Genomic DNA, 26014 nt, shown 5'->3' with positions numbered 1-26014 from the left:
AGAACGGTCGAGGCCGGGACCGGCCCTCCTCTGCTCTCACGGTTGCCATGAGCGGAGAATGTCGAGTTCCGCGCGTGGCGGCAGTAGCTTGGTGTGACCGGACAGCTCACGCACCTGGATCACAGCCTCACTGAATTCGCTGTTGATGAATTCGATCAGTTGAGGGGTGAGTTGGCCGGCGGCCGCCAGCGGCGCCAGTTTGACGGTGTCGTTCATGACCCGCTTGAACTTCTCGAGTCGGGCGAATTTGACCATGTCGGGGCCACCGAGTATGCGAGGCACCTCGATTCCGGGAATGAGATGGCCCAAGCGGGCCCAGTCGTAGGCGCTCGGACCGGTGACGGCGAGCTCCCAGTCGAGCAGTGTCACGTGTAGCTCGTTACTGATGAGGAAGTTTCCCTCGTTCGGGTCGGCGTGCAGAATGTGGTGGCGGGACTCCCGCATCGATCGGGCCTCGTCGATCAGCGGTTCGAAAGGATTCCCGCGGAGCAGGCCGAACTCGTCGAACAGCGGACCGAAGCGGTCATAGTGCCGTCGATAGAAATTCTCTGTATACCAATCGATATGGTTCAGGTACCACCCGCCGGTGTCACCTCTGTCGACGCCCGGTGGTGTCAGTTGATGCAGCAGCGGATGGTCCTCCGGCATCGCGCGCAGCTGCTCGTGGATGTTCGCGAAGGCCCGCAGTATCAGGCCCTGATGGGTTCGGATCGTTCTACGGTCCGCCCGCCGGAAAGTCTCGGCGAGATTGTCTCCCCGCGCGAGTCTTTCGATGAGAATCGGCGTCGATTCGTCGACCACGCGCCCGTCCGGCATGCGGCCGGTGATGACTTTCAGCAGTTGAGGTGCGTTCCGGACGTATTGTGAGATATCGGGGAGGGTGCTGTGCTCGGGTCCGAAACGTGGATCGTAGCTGCCGGTATCGGGCCGACCGATGCGCAGGACCAAGCCGAGGTCTTTGAGGATGACGGTCGTGTTGTAGGTTCCCGACAGCGCATCATGAAGCAGTGGTTGAGCTGCTCGGTACACCGTCAGGCCCTCGTCGTGAGTCATCGCGAATCCCCGGCGGCCCCCGAGCGGTCGGTACTCGTGCGCGGTGAGCAGCTGAGACACGTCGCGGACGGTGGTGGGGGTCTCGATCAGCGGAGCGGCTGATCGGCTGGAGGCGTCGGGCGCGGATTCGATATCGGCGCCTTGTCCGACCAAGATCAGTCCGATGGTGTTCGGATCGTGGTTCCGGTCGCGGTGGGGGTTGAGCGTATACACATGTTCAGTGCCGATATGGAGCTGATCGGCGGTGGGGAGCCGGTCGTCGGCCGAGCCGGGCACGAGAACGATCTGGTCCACGGCTCGACTCATCTGCAGAGTATCGGCGGCCGAGCGCAGCACGCCGATACCGTCGCCGTGCCCGATCACAGTGAACAACTGTGATCTGTGCGACCACCTGTGGTCACTGCCGTCGAGGGCCAATTCGCGCGTTGCGTCGTAAGTGATGAGTTCCCGCGCCACGGTGTCCCCGGCTACGTCTCGGGCTGCGACGGCGTTGTCTATGGTGTCCGGCTCAGCGGTGCGCGAAGGATCCCTTCGCCATCCCGCCCATCGCCGACGTCGATCTGGACCGGCTCCGCGCGGGCTGCGAGACGACCGTGCTGGTGCGTCGATCCCACGCGGTGAGCCGACAGTGAACATGATCGCTACGCGGGTGTCCCGGGGCGCATGCTGCTGCGCTTTCTCGTACTGCTGGCAGGCGTGAACCGACCAGTGGGACAGATCGGTTACAGGTGTGTCGGCTCCGGTGACGTTGAACGCTATGAAAGATGCGCTGTCGGCTTCGCCGATCGAGACGACAGCCCGCCCCGTGCCGCCTTCCGCGACGGGATCGTAGGAGACCAGCAATACCGGTGGCCAACTGGAGCCGGGGATGGTGAATCGGGGGGCGCTGCGTCTGACCTCAGTCAACTGGTCGCGCAGCGCGGCGAGCTCATCCCGGCGCTCGGGCGCGATGTCGGGGGATTCGAGGTCACGGGCGAGCGAGAGCCGATTCGCCAGATCCCGCGCCCGGTATGGGATGCCGGCGGCAGCCCCGATGATGTGGGGATACTGTCTCAGCACCGCCAACTGCATCTGCCACACGAAAAAGTCCGTGGCCCCCGCCAGCAGACTGCCGATCGTTACGGTATCGGTCCATCGAGTGAGCCCGTGCCACCATTGCATATTCTTTCCGACGTTGTCGAAGGCGCTCTCGAACAGATCGGGAGAATCGTTGTGGCTCAGCAATGACCGAATGTCGGCCTCCGGTCCCCGGACGATCCGCAGCAAGTCCACTGCGGTTGCGGCGAGGGCACGCTCGTCATCGGTGAGATCCCAATCCCTCGGCAGGTCGGCATCCAGACGGTGCTGCTCTGGGGCGTATTCGATCCCCGGACTTTGACTACCCAGCCCCCACAGTGCCCGCACGCCCCAGAGGAATGAGCGGGTGATGACGGACTCCGATTCGTCGCGGAAATAGTCCGAGAGGGCGCCATGTATGCGCCGCGCCCGCACTTCGGGCAATCGGTGGGAGTCCGCGACGATGACTTCTTCGTACAGTCTGTGTATATGGTCAGCGGCGTCTTGGAGCGCATAAATGGCACCGCTGTTCGTGAAGCGGGTGGTGGCCTCTGCCAGCAGGTCGTCGACCCGCCTCAGGTAGTCCAGCCCCAAGGCGGAATTGCTGGTGGGGAGCAGGTAGAACGCCGCGTCGAGCAGAGCAGGCAGTGCCGTGGCGATCGTCGCGGCAAACAGCCGGTCCGAGCCGGTTCGCGCCCGATCGAGCGCAAGGGCGTGGATGGGCAGCGATTCGAAGATCGCGGCGTACTTCGGTGAGAAACTCTCACCGGATCGCAGCTGTAGCAGCATGTCCATGGTATAAGCCCACTCCGCGACCATTCGAGCAATCGTCCCGTCGCGCACCTCATTCCGCAGGAAGGACTTCACAAGCCGCGCATGTTCCGCCGCGAGGGCGGCGCTCGGCGGGAAAGAGTCCTCCTCGAGCCAGATGCTGTGCTGGCCGGCTTCTTCGATAGGGGCTGCTATTTCCGCGAGGTGTGCCGGGACCACATGGTGCGGAGCATCCACCGACCAGCAGTATTCAGTGGACGTGCGGGTCACAGCGAACGTGGCATCGAGCACGGCGATCATGGCGGCGTACAGGTCGGCGACGGTGCGTCGGTTCGCCTTCAGCCAGGGCCCGAGAGCGAACAACTCGCGGTAGGTGGTCGGGTCGGTGGTGGGAACGTTGTCGCCGAAGCGGCGAGTCGCTTCCGCCACGATCGCGCCCAACAGGCGTGCCGGATTGATCACACGGTCGGTCACCGCTGGCGTTTTGCCGCGATGGAAGGCCGCTATCTGTTCGGTGGCCGTGTGGGTGAACCGGACCAGCAGTTGGTGCAACTCGTCGTCGGAGAGGCGTCCGGCCCAATTCTGGAGGTGGGCGAATGTGGCCTCGACGCGGAAAGTCGACAGCGCGGCGTTGGCGATTCGCTCGGCTCCGCTTCGTCCACTGCCGAACGCGCCGCCATTCGGGTCACCCGGATCCGCGGCATGCGTCACCACGCCGTCGGGCAAACCGCGCGGGGCGCCGCTGAAGGGATTCGCTACTGCCCATGGCGGACCGGAACCGAGCCCATCCAGACCACGGGCGCGTCGCGGCGGAAGATCCAGCGCGACAGCCGGATCGAACGTCCCCCGAGGATCGGTGCCCGGACGGGACGCTCGCGCCTGCCGCTGGTAGAGCCGACGCCCCAGTTCGACCCCGACCCCCATCCGCCGTGTTCGCAATCCGGGATGCTCCGTGGTTTCGGGTGGGATCACGGGGGCGGCAGTCGCCGGATCGTCCTGCTCCCTACCGCGGGCGAATCCATCGCCGTCCGCGTGCGGCTCCACCAGCCTGCTTATTCCTGCGGATCGTTGCCGGTCGTCGGAATCGGTGACTCTCTCGGTGGCCACCGCCGATTCCTCATTCTGCGCTGTCGCCTGTTGATACAGCCCGGCTGCATCGCCGTCGTTTCGCAGCGTGATCGCAGTGACAACCGTGCGGTGCTGTATGCGGTAGCGGCCCTGATACACCGCGTCGCCTGCCGCCGGAGCGTCGTCCGGCAATTGCGCCTCGAACGTCCCGGTCATGCGGTCGTCGGTATCGGGGTGGAAGGTGACTTCTACCTGGTTGTGCCTCAACTGGTGTCCGGTCAGCTTCGAGTGCAGGGCGAGGACGTTCTCCTTGGCGGAGATGTGCGCCTGATCCCAGTGCACCGCGGGGAGCGTGTGCATCAGTTCGCGCATGCGAGAGCGCTCTTCCTGTTGTGTCATCCTGAGCAGCAGGTCGGTCCGAACGGCGACATGCCGCTTCGCGTCGAGACCGATGGCTCGAATCGTTCGTGCCTCGCCGAGGGCAACGCCGGTGAAGTGTGCTGTCTGCACGGTGGCCACGACCAGCATTTCGGGCGGCTGCGGTTCGCCGTTCGGTCCGGTCGGGATCGATACCCCGATATGGCCTAGAGCCTGCAACGCATGGTCCATGCAGCGTCGGAGATTCAGTGCGGAGCTGTGCTCGTTCCCGACGACTTCGGCGGTGACCACGTCGCCGGGCACTACGTACAGGAGCGAACCGGTGTTCGTAACGCCCGCTTCGATGGGATCGGCCGCTGGCGTGGCGGATGCCTGCACGGGCCACTTATCTCGACTCGTGATCCGGGTGCCTGCCTTCCTGCGGCTCACCAGATACCCTTCGGCGCCCAACTGCTGGTAAGCGGCCGCCACGGCGGAGGCCGACGACATGCCCAGCTGTGCGGCGAGGTCGCTCGCAGGAGGCAGCGTCCGCCCCTCGGTCAATCTCCCCGAAAGGATTGCCTGGCGTAACTTGGAGACCACTGTGTTCCGCCCGCTGGCGCCACTGGGTGCCGGTTCCTCACCCGTCCACGTCACGGCGAAGACCTGGAGCACTTCGGCGGGAGTCAGCCGTTTGGTCTCCGGAGCAGCCTCTTCGTCGAGAATCGAGGCCAACGCTTGCACCCCGCGGTGGTGCAAGTGTTTGGTCGCGTTCTCGCTACGGTATCCGCCGGTTTCGTCGCCGATCTCAGCGAAGGTCAGATGCTGGAGGTACCTGAGCTCGAGAACCGTCCGTTGGTCCTCGTTGCGGATCCGGCGGAGGGCTGCCTGCAATTGTTCGAGCTTCGTATTGTCACCCTCGTCCGCCGCGGCGAGCGCAGCGTCGAAAGCTGCTTTGACCTTCGGTAATGCGTTCTTGTCGATCGCTGCCCGGGCGCGGCCCGCCGCGGAGTCCCCATCGGGTGCCCGGGAAAGCGCCTCGTTGTCGGGCGGTAGTGCGCCGGCGTCGGCTGGTCGCAGGGCGCGCCCGCGTGCGATGTCCGGGTCGGCGTGAGGGTTGTTCTCGCCCAGTTGTTGTTGTCTCGATTCCAGCGTGCTGCCGCTTTCGCGGCGGGTCAGTACCAGCGCGTGTGTGGTTTGTGCAGTGAACGGTGGGTTTTCTGGGTCGAATACCCTCTTGGGTTGTTGTGCGTGCTGGTCGTGAATCCAGAGCTGTTTGCCGTCGTTGCGCAGCAGGAACAGGTGGCCGATCGCGGCGCCGATGGGGCGGGCGTTCACGAGCATTCCCGCGCCGGGTCCCAGACGGGTCAGGAATTCCGCCATTTCGGTGAAACCACCGTCGAAGCGCTGGTGGTGTGCTCCGGCTAGCCAGGCCACTGCTGCTGGGGGAACCGGTCCGGTGACGTTCACGGGTTGTTGGACGTCGAACCCGAGGTCCCGGGCGTCCGCGAACGCTCCCACCGCGCAGATGGGATCCACAGCGCTATCCGACGGGTGGCTGTTCGTTGTCGTCGAGTCTCGCGTCTGTGCCGACGGTTGACCCGGCCTGTCGACAGCGGACTTCGATGGGTTTGCAGGAAGCGCTCTACTCCACTTGGGGGCCAGATGTTTCATCAGCAGCGAATAGAGCACCCGCTGTCCATCGGTGGGCGCCTCCGCCCGTACGACTGCGACGACCGACTCTGCCAGCGCTGCCTTCTCGTCCAGGTATAGATGTCGATCGGGCGACCGATGATCGTCGCGGAAGGCAGCCCGACGGCTGAACTCGGTGAACTGAGATCCCAGCCACTTTCCGAAATCCTCATTGCCATAGCTGCCTTTGTCTCGGCCATCGAGCCATCGGGTGAGCAACGCGGGGAATACATCGTCCAGAACAGCGCTACCGGCGTCGGCAGCCATGACCAATGCGAAGCGATACATTGCTTCGGGGTGAACATTGTGCGCACCGTATCTGAACTTGTCCTGATGATCTGTCGGAATGTCACCACGAAGGTTGAAGAATATCTCTTTCGTACCCTCGCCGACATTCTCATCCGGCGTGGCCTTTATCGAAGGGTCCATCGGTCGAAAGCCCACTGATTGGATTTCGACATCTGGGAAAACATCCCACATGGTGTGAAGGCCCCGGAAGAAGGCGCGGACTTTCTTGCCGTCGCTACCAGGGATATCGGCCCCTGCCACCGGGATGCCGCGTTCCGCGGAAAACGCCGCTGCGAGCTCTGACGGGCTGTCGGATCCTCTACCCCATTGGGTTCGTGCGTATCGGTCGACCTCCGGTAAAGGTGTATCGAGGAGATCCAGCGACTCCGGGTCGCCGCGCAGCTGCGCGAACAGCAGCCGATACAGTGTCCGCGCCGCGTCCGAAGCGTTGTCCCATCCGTTGAACTCCACATCGGCGACCGACGCGCGAGCGGCCTGCTGCACATCGAAGCGGCTCGACAAAGCATGTCGTCCGAGGCGAATCCGGCTGCGTGGCTTGACTACCGACTCGCCCAGCTGACCGCGCAGCCAATCCTCGAACCCGGTCTCGTCATCGGCTCCCCGCTCGGGCCGAGTCCCGAGGTAATGCGAGTACAGGTAGTCGAATCCGCGTTCCCGCACGACGCCGACTCCGGCCTCGACGAGGATGCCGCCGATCGCGCCCGCAACTGAGGCATCGAGTCGTTCGCCCGCCGATTCGGCCAGTCGGCCTAGCAGTCGCGGGTCCACGGTTATCGACTCGATGCAAACCTGGCCACGATCGTCACGACTAGCCGCGACGTCGATGCCTTGATCTCCGCGAACTTTGCCGACCGCGATCACAGCGCCGTTTCGTACGGTCAACTGCCGATGTCTGGTGAGCATGTGGTTCATTCCGCGAGCCACATTCCGGGATGCCTCCGGCTCGTTGAAGCCGACCAGCTCGACCTGCCACGTCCGCCGCGACCACGCGGCGATTTCGACAGCCGTACCGCTGCGCAAGACGTCCGAGTCCAACCAGTCATGGGAATCGTCCAGCGCACTTGCCACGAGGTCGGCCGAAGCGTCGGAGCGGGGATTCGTCGCAGAATGGTCGATGTTGTACTCGAACCACACCGTCTTGCCCCGCTGGTGCAGTTCGACACCCCACGCATCGGCGGTGTCGTCGACCATGACGATGCCCCGGCTCGTCGTCCGTGCCTGGTCCAGCGTCGGCAGTCCATGGTCGTTGTCGGTGACCTCGACTCGCAAGACGCCTTGATCGGACATCGTCGCATTCACGAACGCATCCGAATCGGTGTGCCGGAACACGTTGTCCACCAGCGCCGAGAACCCCAGCTCCGGGAACAAGGTCTGACTTCGTCCGGCCTTCGCGAGTCGGGCGATGGCATGGCGAACTTCGGCGGCCAGCTGCCGCTGGTCACGGCCGATCCGTACGCCGGTCGTCAGATCCAGCGACGTGCGCTCACCGGAAGCATCGGCGTGGGCGACGTCCCAGCGGCCGATGGTACGGCTGGGCACGTAGTGACTGTACGGGAGCACGAAGCTGACTTCTGTGCCCGCGGGCTCGCGCCGCAACGCGAAGCCCCACGACGTGGCCGATCGGTCCAACTCCGGGACCCAGGAATCCTGTAGCCCCGGCAGGTCCGGCGTCGGCAATGCGCGACCCTCGGCGGTGACGGTGCAATGCAACGTGGCGGGATGCACCGACACCGCCACTCGCGCACCATGGCTGTGACGAAACGCATCGTCCAACAGCGCAGAGATCAACCGAACGGCAACGGGCCGCTGCTGCGGACTCAGCCAACGTTCTGGCAGCAGACTCGTGATGTCCTCCCGACCCAGTTCCCACTCCTCGCGGGTGATGGCTACCTCACGCGAGGTGGCCGCTCGTGGGGGTGTCGAGTCGGATTGATGTCGATCGCCGGTGGGCGCGGTAGGAGAGATCTCCGGAGAGGTGCCGCCGAGTCGGCTGCTGTCGTCCGGTGGTTCGGGTTGGATGCCACGGACGAAGCCACCGCCGTCGGCGTGGGGTTCCGCGAGTCGATTGATGCGTTGATGTCTCGGTACCGGACCGCCGCGGTCCCAGGGATTGCGCTCGTCGAAGGGGTTCACGAGATCGGGAGCGCCCCCGATCATGGCAGCGGTCCCGGCCGGCTTCGACCGTGGTTTCCGGGGCGCGTGGCTGGGCGGACGCGCCTCCGGCTGTGCCGCCTGCCGAGGCGGCGACTCTGCCGGGGCTTCCTCGTGAGGAGATCCGGGAGCGCGAGTAACGTCGAATGGCGGAACCATGGTGCCGTCCGGGGCCACTTCGATCCGAATACATACATGCCCCTCATCGCTCGTGAGCATAATGTCTCGACCGCCCCAGACATCCCCTGTGAAACCTTGTTCGTGCAGATGGTTCGACAGCAACCGGTGTGCATCTCCGGCCGCTGCGCTGCACCCGACCAGCAGCAACTGACTTCCCGGATGGTGGGCAAAAGCGGTTTGGAAGTAATCACTCGACCACACAATTCGGCCGAACACGATTCCGTCGACAAGGACTCCCCGGCGCTGCCCGGTCTGCCGATCTTCGAGCATGATCAGATAGCCGTCTTCTTCTGCGTGTGCGAACACAACGATCGGCTCAGAATCTGTTTCGGCATCGAAGTACGGGGCTTTCTCGGGCTGCGGGTGGTCGGCCCACTGCGATGTCGGAGCTATATCCGGCATTCTTGTTGCCACATCCGACACCGGCCAGACGGGTATGAATTCTCGGTTTCCCGGCCTGTTCTCCGTCAGGCCCCATGCTCGGATATCATCGGCGTTCTGCTCGTCCCCTGGAAATCCTGCACCAGAAATCTTCCCGTCGGACGAAGACACCGGGATGATCCAGACATCGTCCAACTCGAATTCGACGTGGCGACCATTGTCGTCCAAACCGTGAAAAGGCGACTGCGGCGACGATTCGGAGTCGACCACACCGGTATCGGACAGCGCCGGTTCGTCTGGGTTTCCGCGCGTGCTTTCGCTGGGTGCCCCTAGGATCTTGTTGGCTTCGGGATCGGCGCCCGTACGCCCCTGGGCAGGTGATGCGTCGGTGTCGGCCGGCCGTTCGGGGCCTGCGAGAACGTCATTCGGCTCGAGGATTCGATTCTCATGCGGTGCGCGGCCGTCGAAGTTCTCATCTAGTTCGATCACCCTGCCCTCGAACCGTTTCAGCAGGGCGGCATACACCATTCTTTGGAATTTGCCGAATTGGGGGTGCCCGAGCTGTGGTTCCTCGTGACTGATGTACGCGCGTACCGGTCCGCCGTCGATATCCCGGTACGCGATGTTGCACCGCACCGTGAGACCGCCGGTCTCGATATCGATAACCCATGGGATTTCGTACTGTTCCCGCAAGTCGTCGTGTGACGCTGATCGGGCTTCGATCACATGCAGCACCAGGGAGTTCGGCCCGCTTTCCGGGTCGACGCCGGCCACGACTCCGCCCGTCGTGTACGGAGCGGTGCCGCCAAGGAGCTCGACAGTCTCAACCACCATGGTGCCGGATACCGTCGGCCCGCTGGGCGCCGGCTCGGGCGCCGCATCGTCCCGTGCGTGTCGCGGTACACCGAGACGCTCTGCGGGCTTCTGCTTCGGATCGGTTGGCGTTTCAGCTCGGCTTATCCGTGCGGTGGAGGCCGCGTTCGGATCGTCCGGTGCTTCGGTCGCTTCCGCTTGCCCGCGGCGGTGCTCGCTGCCGGAACGCATCTCATTCTCGAGCCGAGCGACGGCGAGGTCGGCGAGCAGGAAGTTCTCGATCGCCTCGGCGAGTCGCTGGAGGTTCGGGTCGCTCGTCGCATCGGCGAGCGCGCGTAGCTCCATCAGTGGATTGTCGGCGGATGTGTGGGCTGTCGGGCCGGGTTCCGATAGTCCTAGTAGGTTCGCCAATTGGTGATCCAGCTCCTCGCCCCGATCTGCGATCTGCTGCTGGGTCACCGGGTCGGCCTGCGCCGCATTCGCGGCTTCGATGTCCCGAAGCACGGGAAGCCGCAGTGCGACCCAGTCGATGAGAAGGTCCATATCCTGGGCTGAATCCACCACCGCCCAGGCTGTTTCGTCCAGCCCTCGAATCCACCGTTGTGCGATCGTCACTGCCTGCCGCACCCACCCGCCTCGCACCAGATCCGTGAGCACGCCCAATACCTCGGCCAGTTCGGCCCGTGTCGATTCCAGGTGAATGCGCAGTTCTTGCAGGTGAGCTCCCGGATCATCGGTCGCGCTGTCCACGGGCGCATCGCTGCCGGTGAAAATGGCTCCCGACCTGGTCAGCCACGGATCCACAACCCTGGTGTGAAATTCGTCGATCGCGGCGGTTACCCGATCGGCATCCTCGCCGAGGGCGATATCAGTGTATTTGGCTGTGATTACGTCATTTTCGCGCGTGAGCACCATGGTGATCCGGCCCGGCTTTCCCAGAACCGGGTTGATCGAGAATACGATCGATAGCGAATCATCCGCCGGGACAACGGCCGTGACGTACATCCAGAACTGAGCGGTGGCCCCCGGGAACATGGTGCGAGCATCGGGAACTGCCGGGTGGGGGCTTTCGCCGCGCTGATCGATCAGCGGACCGGCGGTCGGCACGCCAACCGGAATCTTTTTTCGCCACAGGTCGCCAAGGATGTTGTCGTCGAATTCGACCGGTACACCGCGCTCGGCCATTTCGAATAGGCCCTGGGCGACGTACTTCAGGTCGGCCGATGCCTTTGGCAGCATCTTACTGCCGAAGATAATGTATACCTTTCGGCCACCGTCGATAAACCAATGTCCGAATGAATATACCCGTATGTTGGGATTGGAAAATGTACTGTATAGCAGGGCGTGCGTCCCAGGGGGGGCCGGCATCGAGCGGTCGCCATTGTCCGTAAGGAAGAATACGTCACCTTCCGGCCCGGTGGTATACGGTGCGTCTTCGTCATGGATCCCGCCCCCGGTGGCGGTATACACATTCGTGTAGTCGAGCGTTTCGGCGATTTCCGGCGTGTACATGTACATGTGCGATGGCATTGGCACGGCGTCATATTCCATGCGAATTCCGGCTTCCCGCACGGTTGTGGTTGCGGCGGCATCGGCCGTGGGGGTCTCCGGTTCCGAGGCCGCATCGGTCTGCTGATGCGCGGGTACGGTCACCCCGAACTCAGCCGGAGAGGTCCGAGTACGCGGGGGTGTATCGGCTGGAGAATGATCGCCCTGGCCCTCGCTCGCCCCGACCGGGATGGCGGTCGGGGGACGAAGCAATTCGTTCAAGCGACGCACTACATCGTCCAGCACCGCGCCGTGCGGGGCTACGCGAGCGAGGACGGCGGCCACGCGATCGCGTTGCGTAGTCCTATGCCGAGCGTCGTCCTGATCGGTCGCTTCAGATGTTCGCTCGCTCTCGCGGCCTGCGATGAAATCTGCCATCCGACGAACAGCGCCGTAGGCGAGCAGTCCGATGGTGTCCTCGTCGTGCCCCAGCGCAGCCGCCATTTCGGCGCGCGAGTTCCCCTGCCTGCAAAGGCCGACGACGATGCGCTGCTGTTCTCGCCCGAGTCGGCGAAGCGCGTCTTGAAGTTGCCACGGACTGGCTTCGCTCAAAGCCTTGGACAGCACTTCCTGGCGCCGGTGCACGCCTCGAGCGACGATGAGCGACGCGAGGATGACGCTCGCGGCCTCCTTGCCCAGGTCCTCGACCGCGGTCGCGGCTAGTCCGAGTTCTTGCGCGATCTGGTCGATCGAATGCGCCGACCCCAGCCGCTGGATGACCAGTAGCTGCTGCGGAGTGATGTCGTCGAGGACGTCCATGACCTGTGAGATGGTCGCGTCGGCCAACACTTGCTCGCGGCTCTCGCGCTCGAAGCCTGTTGTCAGGATGTCGCGGAGCGCGATACGAAGCTCGACCGCCTTGGGCAGAGAGCCAGTTGTCCGCCCTGGTGACGTGCTCACGTCGCGTTCGCCGGTTCTACGGTGTCGCCATGGATGCGGCTTGGCCGCCGACTGCACAGCCGGCTCCGCCGCTTCGGAGACCGGCTCGTCGGCTGCCGGATCTGTGGGTCGCTGCCGCGTGGAGGGCTGGTTCTCCGAGCCGTCCTCGTTGTCGCCCGCAGGCGTCGGCTTACGCTGCGGATCGGGTACGGCGTGTTCGCGGGCTTGCTCGGTGGACGGGGTGGGATCGGGGTCGTCTTCCCTGTCGCGTCCACGGGTGAAGCCACCACCGTCGACGTACAGCTTCCCGAGCTCTTCTGCTTGTCTGTTCGGGCGGAGCCCGCCGGGGGCAAGGGGACTGCGCAGGTCGCCGAGGATATCGTCGTCGGGGTTCGGGACGAGATGGAAGTCATGCGGAAGTAAGGGGCGTGTGGGCCCGCTGCCTGCACCGGTCGAGGGTGGCGCATCCGGCGCGGGATCAGCTCCGGACTCCGACTCGTCGGCGGTCGGGATCGTAGGAGTGGCATGCTCGGCGTCGCGAGGCGCTCGGATGACTTCGAACGGAGGGACCAAGGTGCCATCGTCGGCGACTTCGATTCGAACACTCAGTAAGCCGTTGCTACCGGTGTACACCCAGTCCCGAGGCGCCCATACGTCCGCTTGGAAACCGCTGCGGTGCAGGTACCGCGCCAATAGTCGGTGTGCGCTTCCGTGCGGGGCAGCGGCACTGCAGGATATCTGCAGCAGCGGGCTACCCGGATGCTCCCGGTACGCGGCCTGGAAGGCATCGCTGGCCTCGGCCAACCGCCCGAATACTATTCCGTCCACCTTGACCCGCTTGAACCGCTGCGTCGCCGGGTCCTTGATCGCGACCGTATAGCCGCTCCCCGATGCGTGGCCAACCAGGATGAACGGCTCCAGCTGTGTCTCGGGGTCATACCACCCGGCCGGCTCGGTTTGGGTGTCCTGCCACCAGCGCGGCGCTACTCCCGGCTTCCGGGTCTTCACATTCGACGCGGGCCACGCCTGCCCGAATTCGCGGTACCCGCCTCTGGCAGTAGCCCCGGCCAGCCACGCTCGAACGTTGTTGTAATCCCGCTTCTCCGAGGGCAATACGACACCTTTGAGCCGGCCGTCGGGGGTATGCACCGGCTTGATGAGCACCTGATCAAAGGTGAATTCCACGTATCGATCGTTTCGATCCAAGCCGTAGAGGGGGATCTCCACAGCTTCCGCGCCGGATTCGACCAGTGTGTCATCAACTGTGTCATCCACCGCTGTTTCCGGAGACCCTGGAACTTCCGAATGCTGGTCAGGACCGGTGGCGGGCCAGCGACTCCATGGTGTCGGGGACTCCGATGCGCCGGGTGCCTGCGGCGTAGCCCCGGCGGGGCGGCCTTGCGGCGAGCGCGGATCCGGTTGCGGGGGCGACGTTGTAGGGCCCGGCGCGCTCGGTCCGGTCGAGGGAGCAACGCCGCGGCCTGGGTTCGATTCCGGAGGGGGTATCAGCGCACCGTTCTCGTCGAACAAGGCAGCCCAGGTTGCGCGGAGAAACGGGTCGTATTGCGTCGCGCCTGTGGCGCGTTCGACCGGCTTCAAGAGAGCTACAGTCGGGCTGACCTGGATGACCGGGCCGCCGCTGTCCTTGGTCAACACCAGCACCGTGTCGTGATTGGTGTTCCAGTGCATTCGCACCAGTGCGGTCGCCTTGGTGGGCATCCTCTCGATGAGGTCGAACGCCTCGGTCCATGTGGAGAACCGATGCAGGTTGTGGTCGCCCACCGCCTGTGCGATGTCACGTCTGGAGTGAGCGGCAAGCCCGTCCCGTAGATCGGTGGGAATGGTGACGACACGTCGTCCGTAGCGATCGTTGACCACCTGGAACGCCAGTCGTGCCTCGTCCGGCTGCATGAGCGTCTCGCTGCGCGCACGAGGCGGCGTCCCGCGTAGAGCTGCCGGATCGGTGTGGCCAGGGGCCAGCGCACGGGCGGCGCGCTCGACTTCGGAACGCATGTCGTCGCGCCGACGGGTCAGTTCGGCCACGGTGGCGGGGGAGAGGTCCGGGGCGGTCAGCTGATGCTCCAAGCCGAGCATGCCCAGTTCGAGCGTGAACCAGCGGTGGGCCAGTGCGTCCAGTCGAGCCGTCTCTGCGGCCGACCGCTCACGCTCGGGGGTCCCAGGCTGGAGTTGTCCGAGCTGGACATACATGTCCAGGCGTTCTCGCGGTATGTCCGTCTGGGCGGGGCTGGCCAGGACGGCGGTGATGTTGTCGTGGCCTCCGGCCGCCAAGGCGCGTTGCTCGAGTGCTTTCGCGGCGGCCAGGAGGTCGCCGGGCGAGCGCTCCAACTCGGAGCGGACGATCTCGGTGAGCGCCTCGGGCTGGAAAACTTCGTTCCACAGGCCGTCGGTACACAGCAGCAGAACGCCTTTACCCGAAATGGGCACGGACTCGGCGTGCGAACCTTCCGTGGGACCGGAGCCGAGGTAGCGTTGGATCTGGTGCGCGTACTGGATCTGCAACGCCTCGACTTCGGACATTCCCGACTCCACCAGGCGGCTCAGCAAAGTGTCGTCGGTGGTCAGCTTCTTCGACTCGCCGTCGTCCAAGGCGAGCCAATAACCTCGGCTGTCGCCGCGTGAGTCGGTCGTGATGCGGTGCGGCTCCACCACTGCCAAGACGATGGTTGCTCGCGGCGGCCGATGTGCTCCCGGGTATTTATCGGCCAACGCGACAACTGCGGCATCAGCCGCCGTCATCGCGTTATGCACCAAGCGCAAAGGATCGAACTCGCCACCCTGCGTGGTCGCCGCCGCCACCATATGATCCAAAGCCACCGTGGCGCCCACGTCGGCTGCCTCGTCGCCACGCGCCGATCTCGACACGCCGTCCGCCACGGCGAGGAAATGCACCGGCTGATCGCGGACGATCACCGTAGCGGCCTTGAAAACATCCTGATTGGTCGGGTGATCGGCGTCCAAGCCGATGTCGCTCACACCGGCGACCGCGCCCAGATTCTTCTCGACGTGCGGAGGCGGCAACGGTGTCTCGGTGGGCGCGAGTTGTGTGTCTCGCGGTGCCGCCGACGGGGAACCAACATGAACGATGGGTCGATCCGGCTCCAGCTCCGCCGCGGCCCAACCTACCCGGTCGTCGGCTGCTCGGTAGCGGGCGGCGGCCGCGGCTGCCAGCCGTGTCCAATCCACGCGATCCGGGTAGGTCTGCCGATCGCCTGCGTTCGCGGCGTTTTTCACGTCCATCAGCGCGGCCAGCCATTCCTTCGCCGCGTTGAAATGGTGCACGAGCAATTTGAGGCGCTCAGGCGCTGGCGTCGTATCCGTTCGCTGCATGACGTCCACCAATTCATCGAGGTGGTTGCGCATGTCGCGCAGCTTCGACTGCCGTGCCGCGTCCGCGTCCGGCACCGCCACGCGCGGGTCCACCACGGCGGCAGCGTGTTCTGCGGCGATCCCTTCGCGTACCAATCGGACCGTATTCGAGTCGACGCTGGACAGAAGGGTCGAGAAGCCGATTGCCGGTGAGGTGCCCGACGGCGTCTCGCGTAGTTCGGCCCTGAGTTGTTCGACTCGCTCGTCAGCCTCGCGATAGCGTTGCGCCGTCGTTCTCTGCAGCGCGGCATGGTCCGGATTCACCTGTCCGTCGGTGGCCTTGTCGGCGGCCATCAAGGCCTCAGCCCATTCCGCGGCGGCGTGGAAGTGGTGGACCAGCAGCCTGAGCCGCTCCGGCGCGATCGTCGTCGGTCGATCCAGCACGGCGTGCAACTCGTAGAGATGCACGAGCATGACGTCCAGCTTCTGCAGGCGGGCCACATCCGCGGGGTCGCCTGCGGTCTGCACTTCCACCAGCGCCGCCTGCTGTTCCGCCCCGATCGTCTCGCGCACCGACGCCAACAGTCGGGTGTCGACGGACGTCACCAGTTGCGTCGCGAGATCGTCGGTGGGGGGTGCGACGAGCGCGCCGTCGTCCGAGCCGACCGGTCCGGGGGCAACAACCGCGGGTGACTGCCGCACCAGGGACTCACCTTGTGGCGGCGCGGCTTCTTCGGCTGCTCGGTGAGCAGGCGGCTCGTGTTCAGCCGTGTCCTCTCGGTGCGGTACGCCCGGGCCATAAGGGCGGCCCAGCGGATCGTCTTCGTGGTGATGGAAGATCCGGGGGTCAGGCCCAGCTCTGCGTCCGAACCGCCGATTCTGCTTCGGGTCGGGTGGGAGGTCGAGGGCGGCGCGCGGATCGACATCGTGGAAATACTCCACGGCGCCGGGCGATGGTCCATCGGTCTTGCCCCCGCGCCCCTCGCGCTTCGGCTGTTCGAGACCGCCTGATGGGGACCGGGCGTCGTCGTTTCCGTCCGGCTCGACCACCTCTCTGCCGGCGGCGTCGGGCAGTATCGTCATCGGAAGGATTCCGGTGCGCAGGGCGATCGCAACCATTGCAGCGTGGTTCGTCGTGCCGAGCTTGCGTGCGATCCGCCTGAGATGGGAATCAACTGTCGCAGTAGATAAATCAAGTGCACCGGCGATCTCGCGGTAGGTCTTTCCGTCCGCGATCAATCCCAGCAACTCGGCTTCGCGCTCGGACAGCACGTTGTTGTGCTCTGCAGTAGGAACGGATTCATCCGCAGCGACGGGAAGGACACCGCTGCGCAATCCGATCGCCACCATCCCGGCACGCCCGTTCGCACCGAGTTTCTTGCCGATTCGCGTCAAATTGCCCTTCACCGTCACCGGCGACATTCCGAGCGCGACCGCGATCTCCTTGTTCGTACGGCCCGCGGCGGCCATGCCGAGCACCTCGACCTCCCGGCTGGACAGTACGCGGTCACCACCGGTCATGGATGCGTTCGAGGTCAGCGGGAGGATGCCTGTCCGTAGTGCTATCGCGACCATCCCGGCCCGATCACCCGTGCCCAGCTTGCCGCCGATGGCGGCCAGTTGGGTCTTCACTGTGCTCGGAGAAGTACCGAGCAACTCTCCGATTTCCTTGTTGGTCTTGTCCGCGGCTACCAGTTCGAGGACTTCGATCTCACGATCGGTCACCCCGCCGTGACGGGGCCCCGAACGTGCTAGGGCGGAGCCTGTGTCGCCGGGCGTCGGTGCCGGCGTCGCGCTGCCGTCGGTGAGCGATGCCGCATGGATCGACCTGGCCAGTCGCTCGACTGCGGCCCTTTGCAGGATGCCGATATCATCGCCACGATGCGCTGCTTGCACAGCGTCGGCGACAAGCTTTCGCTGCGTGGAGTTCAGTGGATCGAGGCCTCGCCGCAACTGCGACTCTGTGACCTGGGCCAACGACTGACGCAACGCGTCGGACTCCGGAACTCCCGAACTCGTAGAGAACGCTGCTGTGAGGGCCTGCCGATAGCGGACGAATCGAGGGTCGGGCGCCGAGGATCGAGCACGGGAGGTCTCCTGACTCGGTCGCGATTCGGCCGAACTATCAGGGGCAGACGATCGAGACTGCTCGTCGCTCGATGTTGTCCTCGGAGCGGGATTGGTTTCGACCCTGTCAGCGAGGGGCTTCGCCGGAGCGGGAGCGACAAAGGGCAGGATTCCGGAGCGGAGCGCGATCGCGACCATAGCCGCCCGATTCGCGGCATCGAGCTTCTCACCGATACGGGTCAGAACCTGTCTGACTGTGGCTACTGAGAGGTTCAACGAGGTAGAGATCTCGAGGCTCGACCTTCCCTCTGCGACCATGCCGAGCACGTCGATCTCACGAGTGCTCAACTCGTCGTCGTTTGCCGGAGCCTCGGCCGTCGGATCCAGGGGCAGAATGCCCGCGCGCAGCGCGACCGCGACCATCGCCGCGCGATCGGTGACTCCGAATTCGTCACCGATGCGGGCCAGGTGGTTTTCCACCACTCGCGGCGAGATCCCTATTGCCTGCCCTATGTGTGCGGTCGTTTCACCTGCGGCTACCCGACCGAGGACGTCGATTTCACGAGGAGACAGGTTGCCGCGGAACTGTTCGGCGGCAGGGTCGGTGAGAGGCAGGAGACCGGTGCGCAATGCGACGGCGACCATCGCGGCTCGCTTGCCGGTGCCGAGCTTCTCCCCGATGTGGGTCAGTTGATTACGTACGCCCGACCACGACATCTCGAGAGCTGCCGCGATGGCATCGTTCGTGTTGCCTTCCGCGATCAGGCGGAGTATCTCGACTTCTTGTTCGGTGAATGTGTCCGGGCTCGGTTGAACGGGCCGGCGCGATAACTGGATCTCCATCCAGACCGTCTTGCCCGGACGTCCATCCCGTGCCAGGTCCACACCGCGCGCGGTCGTGATCTCCGCGATGATGCCGGAGCCTCGGCCGTGGGTTCCGGCCGCGCGCTCGCCCAATGCGAACGGGTCCGAGTCGGCGGCGTCCAAGTCGTCCAGCGTGAAAGCGGCGAGCAGCGCCTCCTCGGCGTCCCTGTCGACCGCGGTCGATGGCGCCCCCTCGTCGTCCTGCTCCACGTCACTCTCCGGGCGCCACTTCGGCAGGCCGCGTGATGTGTCGGCGACTTCCACCCGCAACACGTCGTCGATCAGCCACGCCCGTATCTCCGCGCCGCCCTGCTTCGCGTAGAGGCCGACGTTGCCGACCACTTCCGACACCACCAGCTGGACGTCGTCGATCTGCCGGTCATCCGCACTCGCGCGCTCCAGCAAATCGCCGATCATCCGCCGGGCCCTGGAGGTGCCGGCCTGAACTTGACCGCGCTGAAGCACCAATTTCGCGGCAGGCTCCGGCGTCACCTTCGACGGGTCGTTTTGCCCAGTGGTCGCGAAGAGCGTGAAGTACCGTGTTCGTTCCCCGTTCGCACGTAACTCGAAACCCCACGTGCCGGCCAACCGCTCTACCAGCTCGATAGCACGGCCGGAGTCGGTCTGCGGAACCGCCTGCTCGTCACGAGCGGGAGTTTCCCGGCTCTGGTCGGTGATTTCGACCGATACCCACCGTGCGTGACCCTCGCCGCCGTTCGTTGCCCGAACTACTACTGTTCCTTGTGCAGTCCGCAGAAGTGCCGCGGCCATGGCCTCGGCTGCCTCGGCGTGATCCCCGACCGGCCAATCGCTCATCACGGTGTTCTGCAGCTGCTGCCTCAGTTCTCGAGCTCGCGCCGACGTGACGTCGATATTCTCGGCGGGCTGATCCGACTGGTTCCGGCCATCTTGCTGTCCCCGTAACCGGCTGGTGCCACGGGCAGCGCCCTCAGCATCAGACCGCGCGCTCACCCTCGGTTGTGGAGGTTCGGGTGGGGGTGGTGGCGGAGGTTGTTTGCGGGTACGTCTGCGTTTGTCCTCCGGATCGCCACCCATGCGGGTGACCAGGCGCTTGCGTTCGGTCTTCTTCGGTTGTGGAGCAGGTTGGTAGGGCGGGAGTCCTCCTATCGCGGGAAGGCGGCTTGGGTCCTCGCTGTATTCGAGGGAGTGCGGGTTCAGCTGAGGGCTTGCGGGTTTCTGCGGAGCGCCGGGCGCCTCGGGGTTCGGTTCGGTGGCATACCCACTCGGCATGGCGAGTGATGGGGGCGGTTTGGCGAGCCCGGCGTTTAGGCCGGTTTCCGGCGCGGCGAGATGGCGATCCGACAGAGGGTTGGTGATATCGGGAGCGCGCGGCGATGTGGGACCAGGGGTGTTCTCGGGGTTGTCGGGATTATGGAAGGCGCGGCCCAAGCCGACGGAATCGACAGGCAGGGGGGTCAACGCGGGTGTGCGCGGTATGACGGGTATGGCGTTGGCGGGTGGTTCGTCCTCCAGCGGGTAGGAGACGCCGGGGATGGTGACGTAATCTCCCGCCGGCTTCTTCTGGACACTGTGGTCCCGGGGGTCTTGCCAGACGCTGTGCTCGCGCGGGTCTTTCTGGACGTTGTGTTCCCGGGGGTCGTCCACGACGGTTCCCGGGGGTGTGGGGAACTCCTCTGGATCGGCGGAGGGTTCGTCGTCGCCCGGCGGGCTGGTAGCGGCGATGGGGGCCGGTGGTGTCGCGGCGGACTGTGGGGTTTCCCCGGGATCGGTTGACAGGAATCCCGGAATCGCAGCCGGTGTTGTCGGCATGCTCGCGGAGGCGGCCGGATCGTGGTGGCCACCCGGGGTGTGGCCCGACAGCGCTGACGGTGTGGCGAAGGGGATCGGGTTCGGCGGGTGCGGGTGTGCGGCAGAGGGTGTGTGGTCCGACGTACCGTGTGAAAAGGGGGTGCGAGGTTCTTCCGGTGGTCTTCGGTGTAGGCCAGGAGTGTTCGTGTCGGTCCCGGGGCGCGTCGGCGACGCCGTGGCATCCGGAGCAGGTCGTGGTGGGTTGGCCGACGCGACCGGGTTGTTGGCGTCGGCGGTGGGGCGCGCGGACGCCGTGGGTGAGGCGACCTCTTGTTTCGGTGGGCTCGGCGGTGCGAGCGGCGTGTTCGCGTCGGCTGTCGGCGACAGCTGCGGTGTGGCGTGTGTCGGCGCGGTCGCTGAGGCAGGGGGTTCGATCGCCGTCGGTTGTTCCGGAGTCGCGGTGTCGAGTTGCGGGAGCGCCGGATCGAAATCGAGGTCGCGAAGGATTTGTTCCTCGGCGGCGGTGGCGCCCTTTTCCAGGGTCTCGCCGGCAGGCCGGGGTCCTGTCATCTCCTGGGGCGTGTTACCGGTCGTCTGCTCCGGCGCCACCAAGTACATGTCCCCGGTAGGTCCGTGCTCGACCAACAAAGGATCCGGGTAAGAACTGCTGCCGTCGACGAGGACCTCGGTGGCGAGCCCGGGGGTGACCGGTTGTGCGCTCTGGTCCGGACGCACCTGAGGATCGCTGATCTGGGCCTGACGGGTCGGCATCGGTGTGGCCGAACCGCCTTCGGGAGGTGCGGCCACGGCGACCGAGCTGCCCGCCCGCGCGACCTCGGTGCTGCCCCACGCAGGCCAGGAGCCGCCGCGTCCGGGGGATGACGGTGAGTAGGGGTGTGATGGGCCGCCCGACGGGTAGTCGGGCGCGTTCCCGGGGGTGGTTCCGCCGCTCCCGTCCGGCAACTGCCCGGGGTCGTCGCCTCTCATGAACGCCGCGAGGGCTTGGCGGTCCGCTCCCTCCGCGCTGTCGAACAGATCGCGGAAGATCTGCTCGCCTTCGGCCATCATCTCCGGGGTCAGGCCGCTCGGCCGGTCCATGGAACCATCCCCGAACCCGGGTTCGGGCCCCCCCGCCCGTGGCGCGTCCACCTCACTGGTGGTGGACACGCGTTCGGGACTCGCCGTTTGCGCTTGGGGTGGCTGACCGTCCCCGGGCGCGGAGATCTGCGCCATCGGCGCGGCATCGGGGGGTAGGCCCCCATCCGAGGAAGCCACCCGTTCGGGTACTCCTGTGTAAGCCCCGGCCCGCGTGGCCCGCACCGCTGCCCCGGAGGCTCCGACGAGACCGGAGGCCGCGCCGGTCCACACCATCGCGGCCAGGTCCTTGCCGCGCAGTTCGCCGCCTGTCAATCCGTACGCGGTCAGCCCACCCGCCAGGCCACCAGCCATACCGCCCACGCCGCCCGCGGCCACGGTGCCGAGCACACGTCCGCCCGTTCGGATCGCCACGGGCGCGACGCGACGACCGACCTCGACACCTACCAGCCCACCGACGGCGCCGGCCGCCGCTCCGATCCGGACCTTCTTCCAATCCATCTTCTCCAGGTGGCCTTGCGCCATCTGGACGCGTTGCGCGACATAGGGAACCCCACCGCCGATCGCCGTCCCGAAGAACACGCCTTTCGAGGCCAGCACCAGGCGTGGGTGCTCGGCGACGAACCGCGCGGCACGTGCCAGCATGGTCAGCACCAAGTCGCGCTTGGCGAGTTCCATCCCCACCCTCGCCTCGGCGCGATCGGCGATCGCCTTCACGATGCTGCCGGGTGGCGGCATCGCCATGTCGATGATCACCTGGGCGAGCAGCGCTCCGGCGATGCCGATGATGACGTACTGCTGGTACTCGATGGCTGTGGCGTTGTCGTACAACTGCCGCGCCATGGCGTTGTTGAACTCGATCTGCGCCTGGATCTGGTCGATGATCTTGCGGTATTGCTTCTGTACTTCCGTACCGGTCTCGCCCTCGACCGCCTGCTCCAGCTGCTCCACCGTCGGCTGGAGCCGATGCAGCACCAGGACGAGCCCGTTCGCCGCGTCCGACCACGTGTCGGCGCTGCGCCGCATCGCCTCCGGGTCCCCCTCCGGGAAGTGCCCCAGCACCAACTCGGTCAGCCAGCCGGGGAAATAGTCCGGAATCTGCACCATCAGGCGCTCGATCGTCCGCGCGCGTGCTCGACGACCAGTCGGTGCAGCACCTTCGCCGGGCCGCAGGCGCGATCACCGCGCAGTTCGACTTCGGTGAACCCTTCGACCACCGCCGCTCGGGGATCGAAAAGGTCACCGGAGAAGCAGGCTCGGATCAGTTGTGCGCGCCACTGCCGGTAACCGCGGACGATCGCGGCCAGCGTGTCACCGCGGTCCCACGGCCCGCTGATGCGCCGATACTCCATGATCAACGACCGGTGCGCGGACCCACGGACACGGGGACCGGCTGCCGCCTCGAGTATCCCGCCGAGGTCGCGCACGATTATCGAATACATCGGCCGCTCAGTGGATTCGGCTACTCGCTCGCCCGATCGAACCGCGGTCTCGACCTTTTCTGACAGCAGCGCCCGATTCGCCACCATGACCCGGTCGAGCAGAATCCAGCCACCGGTGACCGGCCCTTTTCCCTCGTCGGTCGCGCGATCCAACACCACGCGGGACACCGCGCCGTCCCTGAGGTCGGTGATCTCCAACCCGGCCAGCTCGATGAAGGGATAACTGCCGAGGATGCCGTCGATTGCCGCCGCGATTTCGTCGACCGTACTTCTCGACACACCCGAGGTGTCGAATCCGTCGATCCGAAGGCCGTGACGAGCGGCGAGCGCCTGCGCGGCGGCCACCGCGTCCGGGTCGGTCCGTACCCGGGAGCGCTTCGCTTCCGCCGGGACCGGCTTCGGCTTGCGCCGTTTCGCGTCCTTGCCGGATTTCCCAGGAGGCGCCGCGTCGGGCCGGGGGCCTTTGCGGCGCGGTGGGAAGACCTGGCTCGGTGACGGACCACCGGCGTTTCGCGACCACGGCGTGCCGGGTGTGTTTCGCATCCAAGGCGAATCGGTGGGTGGCCTCGTCCAGCGGCCCTCCGGGCTCCGCTGGACGGCCGCCGGTTGGTTCGCACCCGGTTTGGGTGTCGCCGCAGGGGGCGAGGCGGCGGCGGACGAGGTGGTGTTGGCAGGGGACGCCGGGGTTCGCGCGGTCGGCGCGGCTCCTCGCGCGGTCGGCGTCGGCCGATCCGGAACCGAAGGCGTCGGGGACGAGTTGGGCAACGGCTCTTGTCCAGGTGAGCCGGGACTGTCGACCGGGCCGTAGTCGCCGGGGTTCGTCCGGCCGGGCGCGATCGGATTCGCGGTCGGTTGGTAGCCGGGCTGCGGTGGTCCCTGTGCGGCCGTGGGGTCGGATGCCGGAGCAGCAGAGTCGTACGCCGGGGTGGTGGGGTCGGACGCCGGGGTGGGCGCGATGGCGTCGCGAGCGGAGTTCGGCGCGGCGGCAACCGGCGTGGAGACGGGTCGATAGGGCGCCGGGCTCTGCCATTGTGGCTGCTCGAAGGGAACGCCATAGGCCGGATCGGAGCCGAACGGGTCCTGCTTGCGAAGTTGGGAGCCGAGGTTCTGGTCCTGGTCCCGCAGGACTTCGCCGGCGTCCGCGACGCTGCCGCTCATCCCGCGCAGATTGTGGACCAGGTTCTCGAAGCCGGTGATCCCCTTGTCGGCGGCGGGCTCGTAACTCTCGCCGAAGATACGGCCCGGCTCGTCGTCGCCCCAGCACTTTCCCTCGGCGGCGAGCCTTTGCCTCAGGCGCGCGAGTTCCTCCTGCGCCACGTCGGCGATCGCGGCGAGTTCCGGGGTCAGCGCTCGCAGCAGGTCGGTATCCACCCGCAACGATCGGCCCATATCCCGGCAAACCCTTCACCCTGCGTCGACGACACCGAGAGAAGACATTGTCCTCCGGGATCAGCTCCGGTACCCGCGCCCTCTCTTCCCGAAGCTGGGAACGGCCGAAGGGTGGGACCAGCTCGATTGTGTGTGTGAAGCCGCCGATCAGTCCCGGCGGCCGCCGGTCGCGGGACGGTCGGGCCCTGTTACTTCTGTGGCGAACTCAGCGACGGTTGGTGCAGGTCGAAGTAGGCGACGTCACCCATGAGGGCGTTCTCCTCCTCGAACAGCGACCGCAGGTCGTCCGGTATCTCGATCTTCTCGTGTTCGCGGGCTTCGGCTTCGGAGGTGAAATACACCGTCTCGACGAATCCGTCGTCGCCGTAGGTCGCCAGCGTGCCGCCGAGAATCTCCGGGCGTACCTCGTGCACCCGATCGCCCGACTGGGCCAGTATCTCGCGCATCCGTCCGGCGTCCCGGGTGTGACCCTCCATGACCTGCACGAATCCGGCGCGGTCGGAGCCGCCACCCATCCACTGCGTGACTTCGGCGCAGTCCATGAAGGTGACCGGCCCGTCGAAGCACTGCTCGGTCTCCCGCCACCAGGCGCCCTGCTCCGGGCGCTCGCTGTTGCGGCGGGCGGCCTCCTCGGATTCGAATCGGGCGAGCGCGATGAAGGTGCCGTCGTCGCACAGTCCGCTGGTCGTGCCGAGATAGCCGACGGCTCCCGGTTGCAGTTCCTCGTTCCAGCGGTCCATGCATCTACGCAGTCGGGCGGGGTCGGCGGCCTTGCCTTGAATGACTTGGATGAACATCGGTTCCTCCTCGGGCGGAGCGATCACTCCGCAGTATCGCCGGGGCCGTCGCATCGTGGTCCACCGAGGGCGGGACACCGCACGGCCCGCGATCGCGGCCGGCGCACAGTCAATCGTTCGCCGGTCGGATGCCGCACGCAAGGGCCGGACCGCGGTGCACCGACCGCGATCACAGCGGTCCGCCACGTGCTCCCTCGGACCGGTGCGTTCCCGGATCGGCGGTCAGGCGGCGGGCAGGGGCGTGTGGGCGCGGCAGGAGGCTTCCTTGTCGCGTTCGGTGATGCGGAGATACAGCCGGATCAGCACCTCGCGCAGGGTGAGGCCCAGTTCCGCGGCGTGGATGGCGGCCAGTTCGAGCGCGAGGTCGCTGGTGAGCGTGCCGGGATCGCTGAGCATTTCGTCGAGCATCATCCCGCTCACCGCCTGTTCGCGGGTCAGCGCGACCGCGGGCAACCAGCTGAGTTCCCACGCCGCGTCGGCGGAGAAGGGAAGCAGCCGGGCGTGCTCGGGGGTGATGTCGCTGGTGATGATCGAATAGGTGATGTCGAGTGCCATGATCCGCTCTCATTCACTCTGTTCGCGAATCCGCCGCTTGCCGGGGCATTGTGCCCAGGCGGTGGATTCGTCGGTGCCTTGGTCGCAGGGTGTCCGAATGCTTCGGGAGATCGGCGCGAGCGGAGAGGTGGGATGGTCACACCCGGCCGCAGACGAAGCCTGCTCGGCCCTGGCCGCGCCATGACGAGGTATCCGTATCGGCACCTCCTAGAGTTATCGGGCCACCGAGGTCGGCGAAGAGGAAAACCTTTGCGCCGAACGTGAATTGCGGTGGCTTCGAGAACAAGGCTAGGTGTGGCCACATCATGCTGTCAACGAAGCTTTAGCGCTTCGCAAAGATAATTGGTGAGCTATTGTGCTTTTGAAAAGTCGTTCTGCGCAGAAATCGGCAGAAATTGGTGAGACCTGCCGTTCGTACTGTGGGTGGCAGCCGGTGAAGCGCGTTTCTGG

At 65.8% G+C, this 26014-nt stretch carries 4 protein-coding genes and 1 pseudogene; all 5 read right to left on the bottom strand.

Features of this window, described 5'->3' with window-relative positions; all coding sequences use genetic code 11:
- Window positions 1-36: 36 nt before the first annotated feature.
- On the bottom strand, window positions 37-21759 hold the full coding sequence (locus tag NA8_RS01275) for a LuxR C-terminal-related transcriptional regulator (RefSeq protein WP_157106452.1): 21723 nt from the start codon (window positions 21757-21759) through the stop codon (window positions 37-39).
- A 378-nt stretch (window positions 21760-22137) separates the two neighbouring features.
- A pseudogene (locus NA8_RS35975) lies at window positions 22138-22407 on the bottom strand (WXG100-like domain-containing protein); the annotation flags it as partial.
- Window positions 22408-22487: 80 nt separating this feature from the next.
- On the bottom strand, window positions 22488-24212 hold the full coding sequence (locus tag NA8_RS01270; protein ID WP_063048463.1) for a WXG100 family type VII secretion target: 1725 nt from the start codon (window positions 24210-24212) through the stop codon (window positions 22488-22490).
- A gap of 188 nt (window positions 24213-24400) precedes the next feature.
- Window positions 24401-25009, bottom strand: coding sequence for a hypothetical protein (locus tag NA8_RS01265; RefSeq protein WP_063048513.1), 609 nt, complete (start codon window positions 25007-25009; stop codon window positions 24401-24403).
- A 222-nt stretch (window positions 25010-25231) separates the two neighbouring features.
- A complete protein-coding gene (locus NA8_RS01260; protein ID WP_063048462.1) occupies window positions 25232-25564 on the bottom strand; it encodes a hypothetical protein in 333 nt (110 codons plus the stop codon).
- Window positions 25565-26014: the final 450 nt, after the last annotated feature.

The organism is Nocardia arthritidis NBRC 100137 (assembly GCF_001612765.1).
In the GTDB taxonomy this organism is placed as follows: Bacteria; Actinomycetota; Actinomycetes; order Mycobacteriales; family Mycobacteriaceae; genus Nocardia; species Nocardia arthritidis.
Note: the sequence above shows the minus strand (reverse complement) of the source record. Positions and strands in the feature narration are given on the sequence as shown.

Bases quoted from the DNA above. Each gene is read 5' to 3' on its own strand.
- NA8_RS01270 (WP_063048463.1), bottom strand. From the start codon at position 24,212: ATGGGCCGATCGTTGCGGGTGGATACCGACCTGCTGCGAGCGCTGACC.
- NA8_RS01265 (WP_063048513.1), bottom strand. From the start codon at position 25,009: ATGTTCATCCAAGTCATTCAAGGCAAGGCCGCCGACCCCGCCCGACTG.
- NA8_RS01260 (WP_063048462.1), bottom strand. From the start codon at position 25,564: ATGGCACTCGACATCACCTATTCGATCATCACCAGCGACATCACCCCC.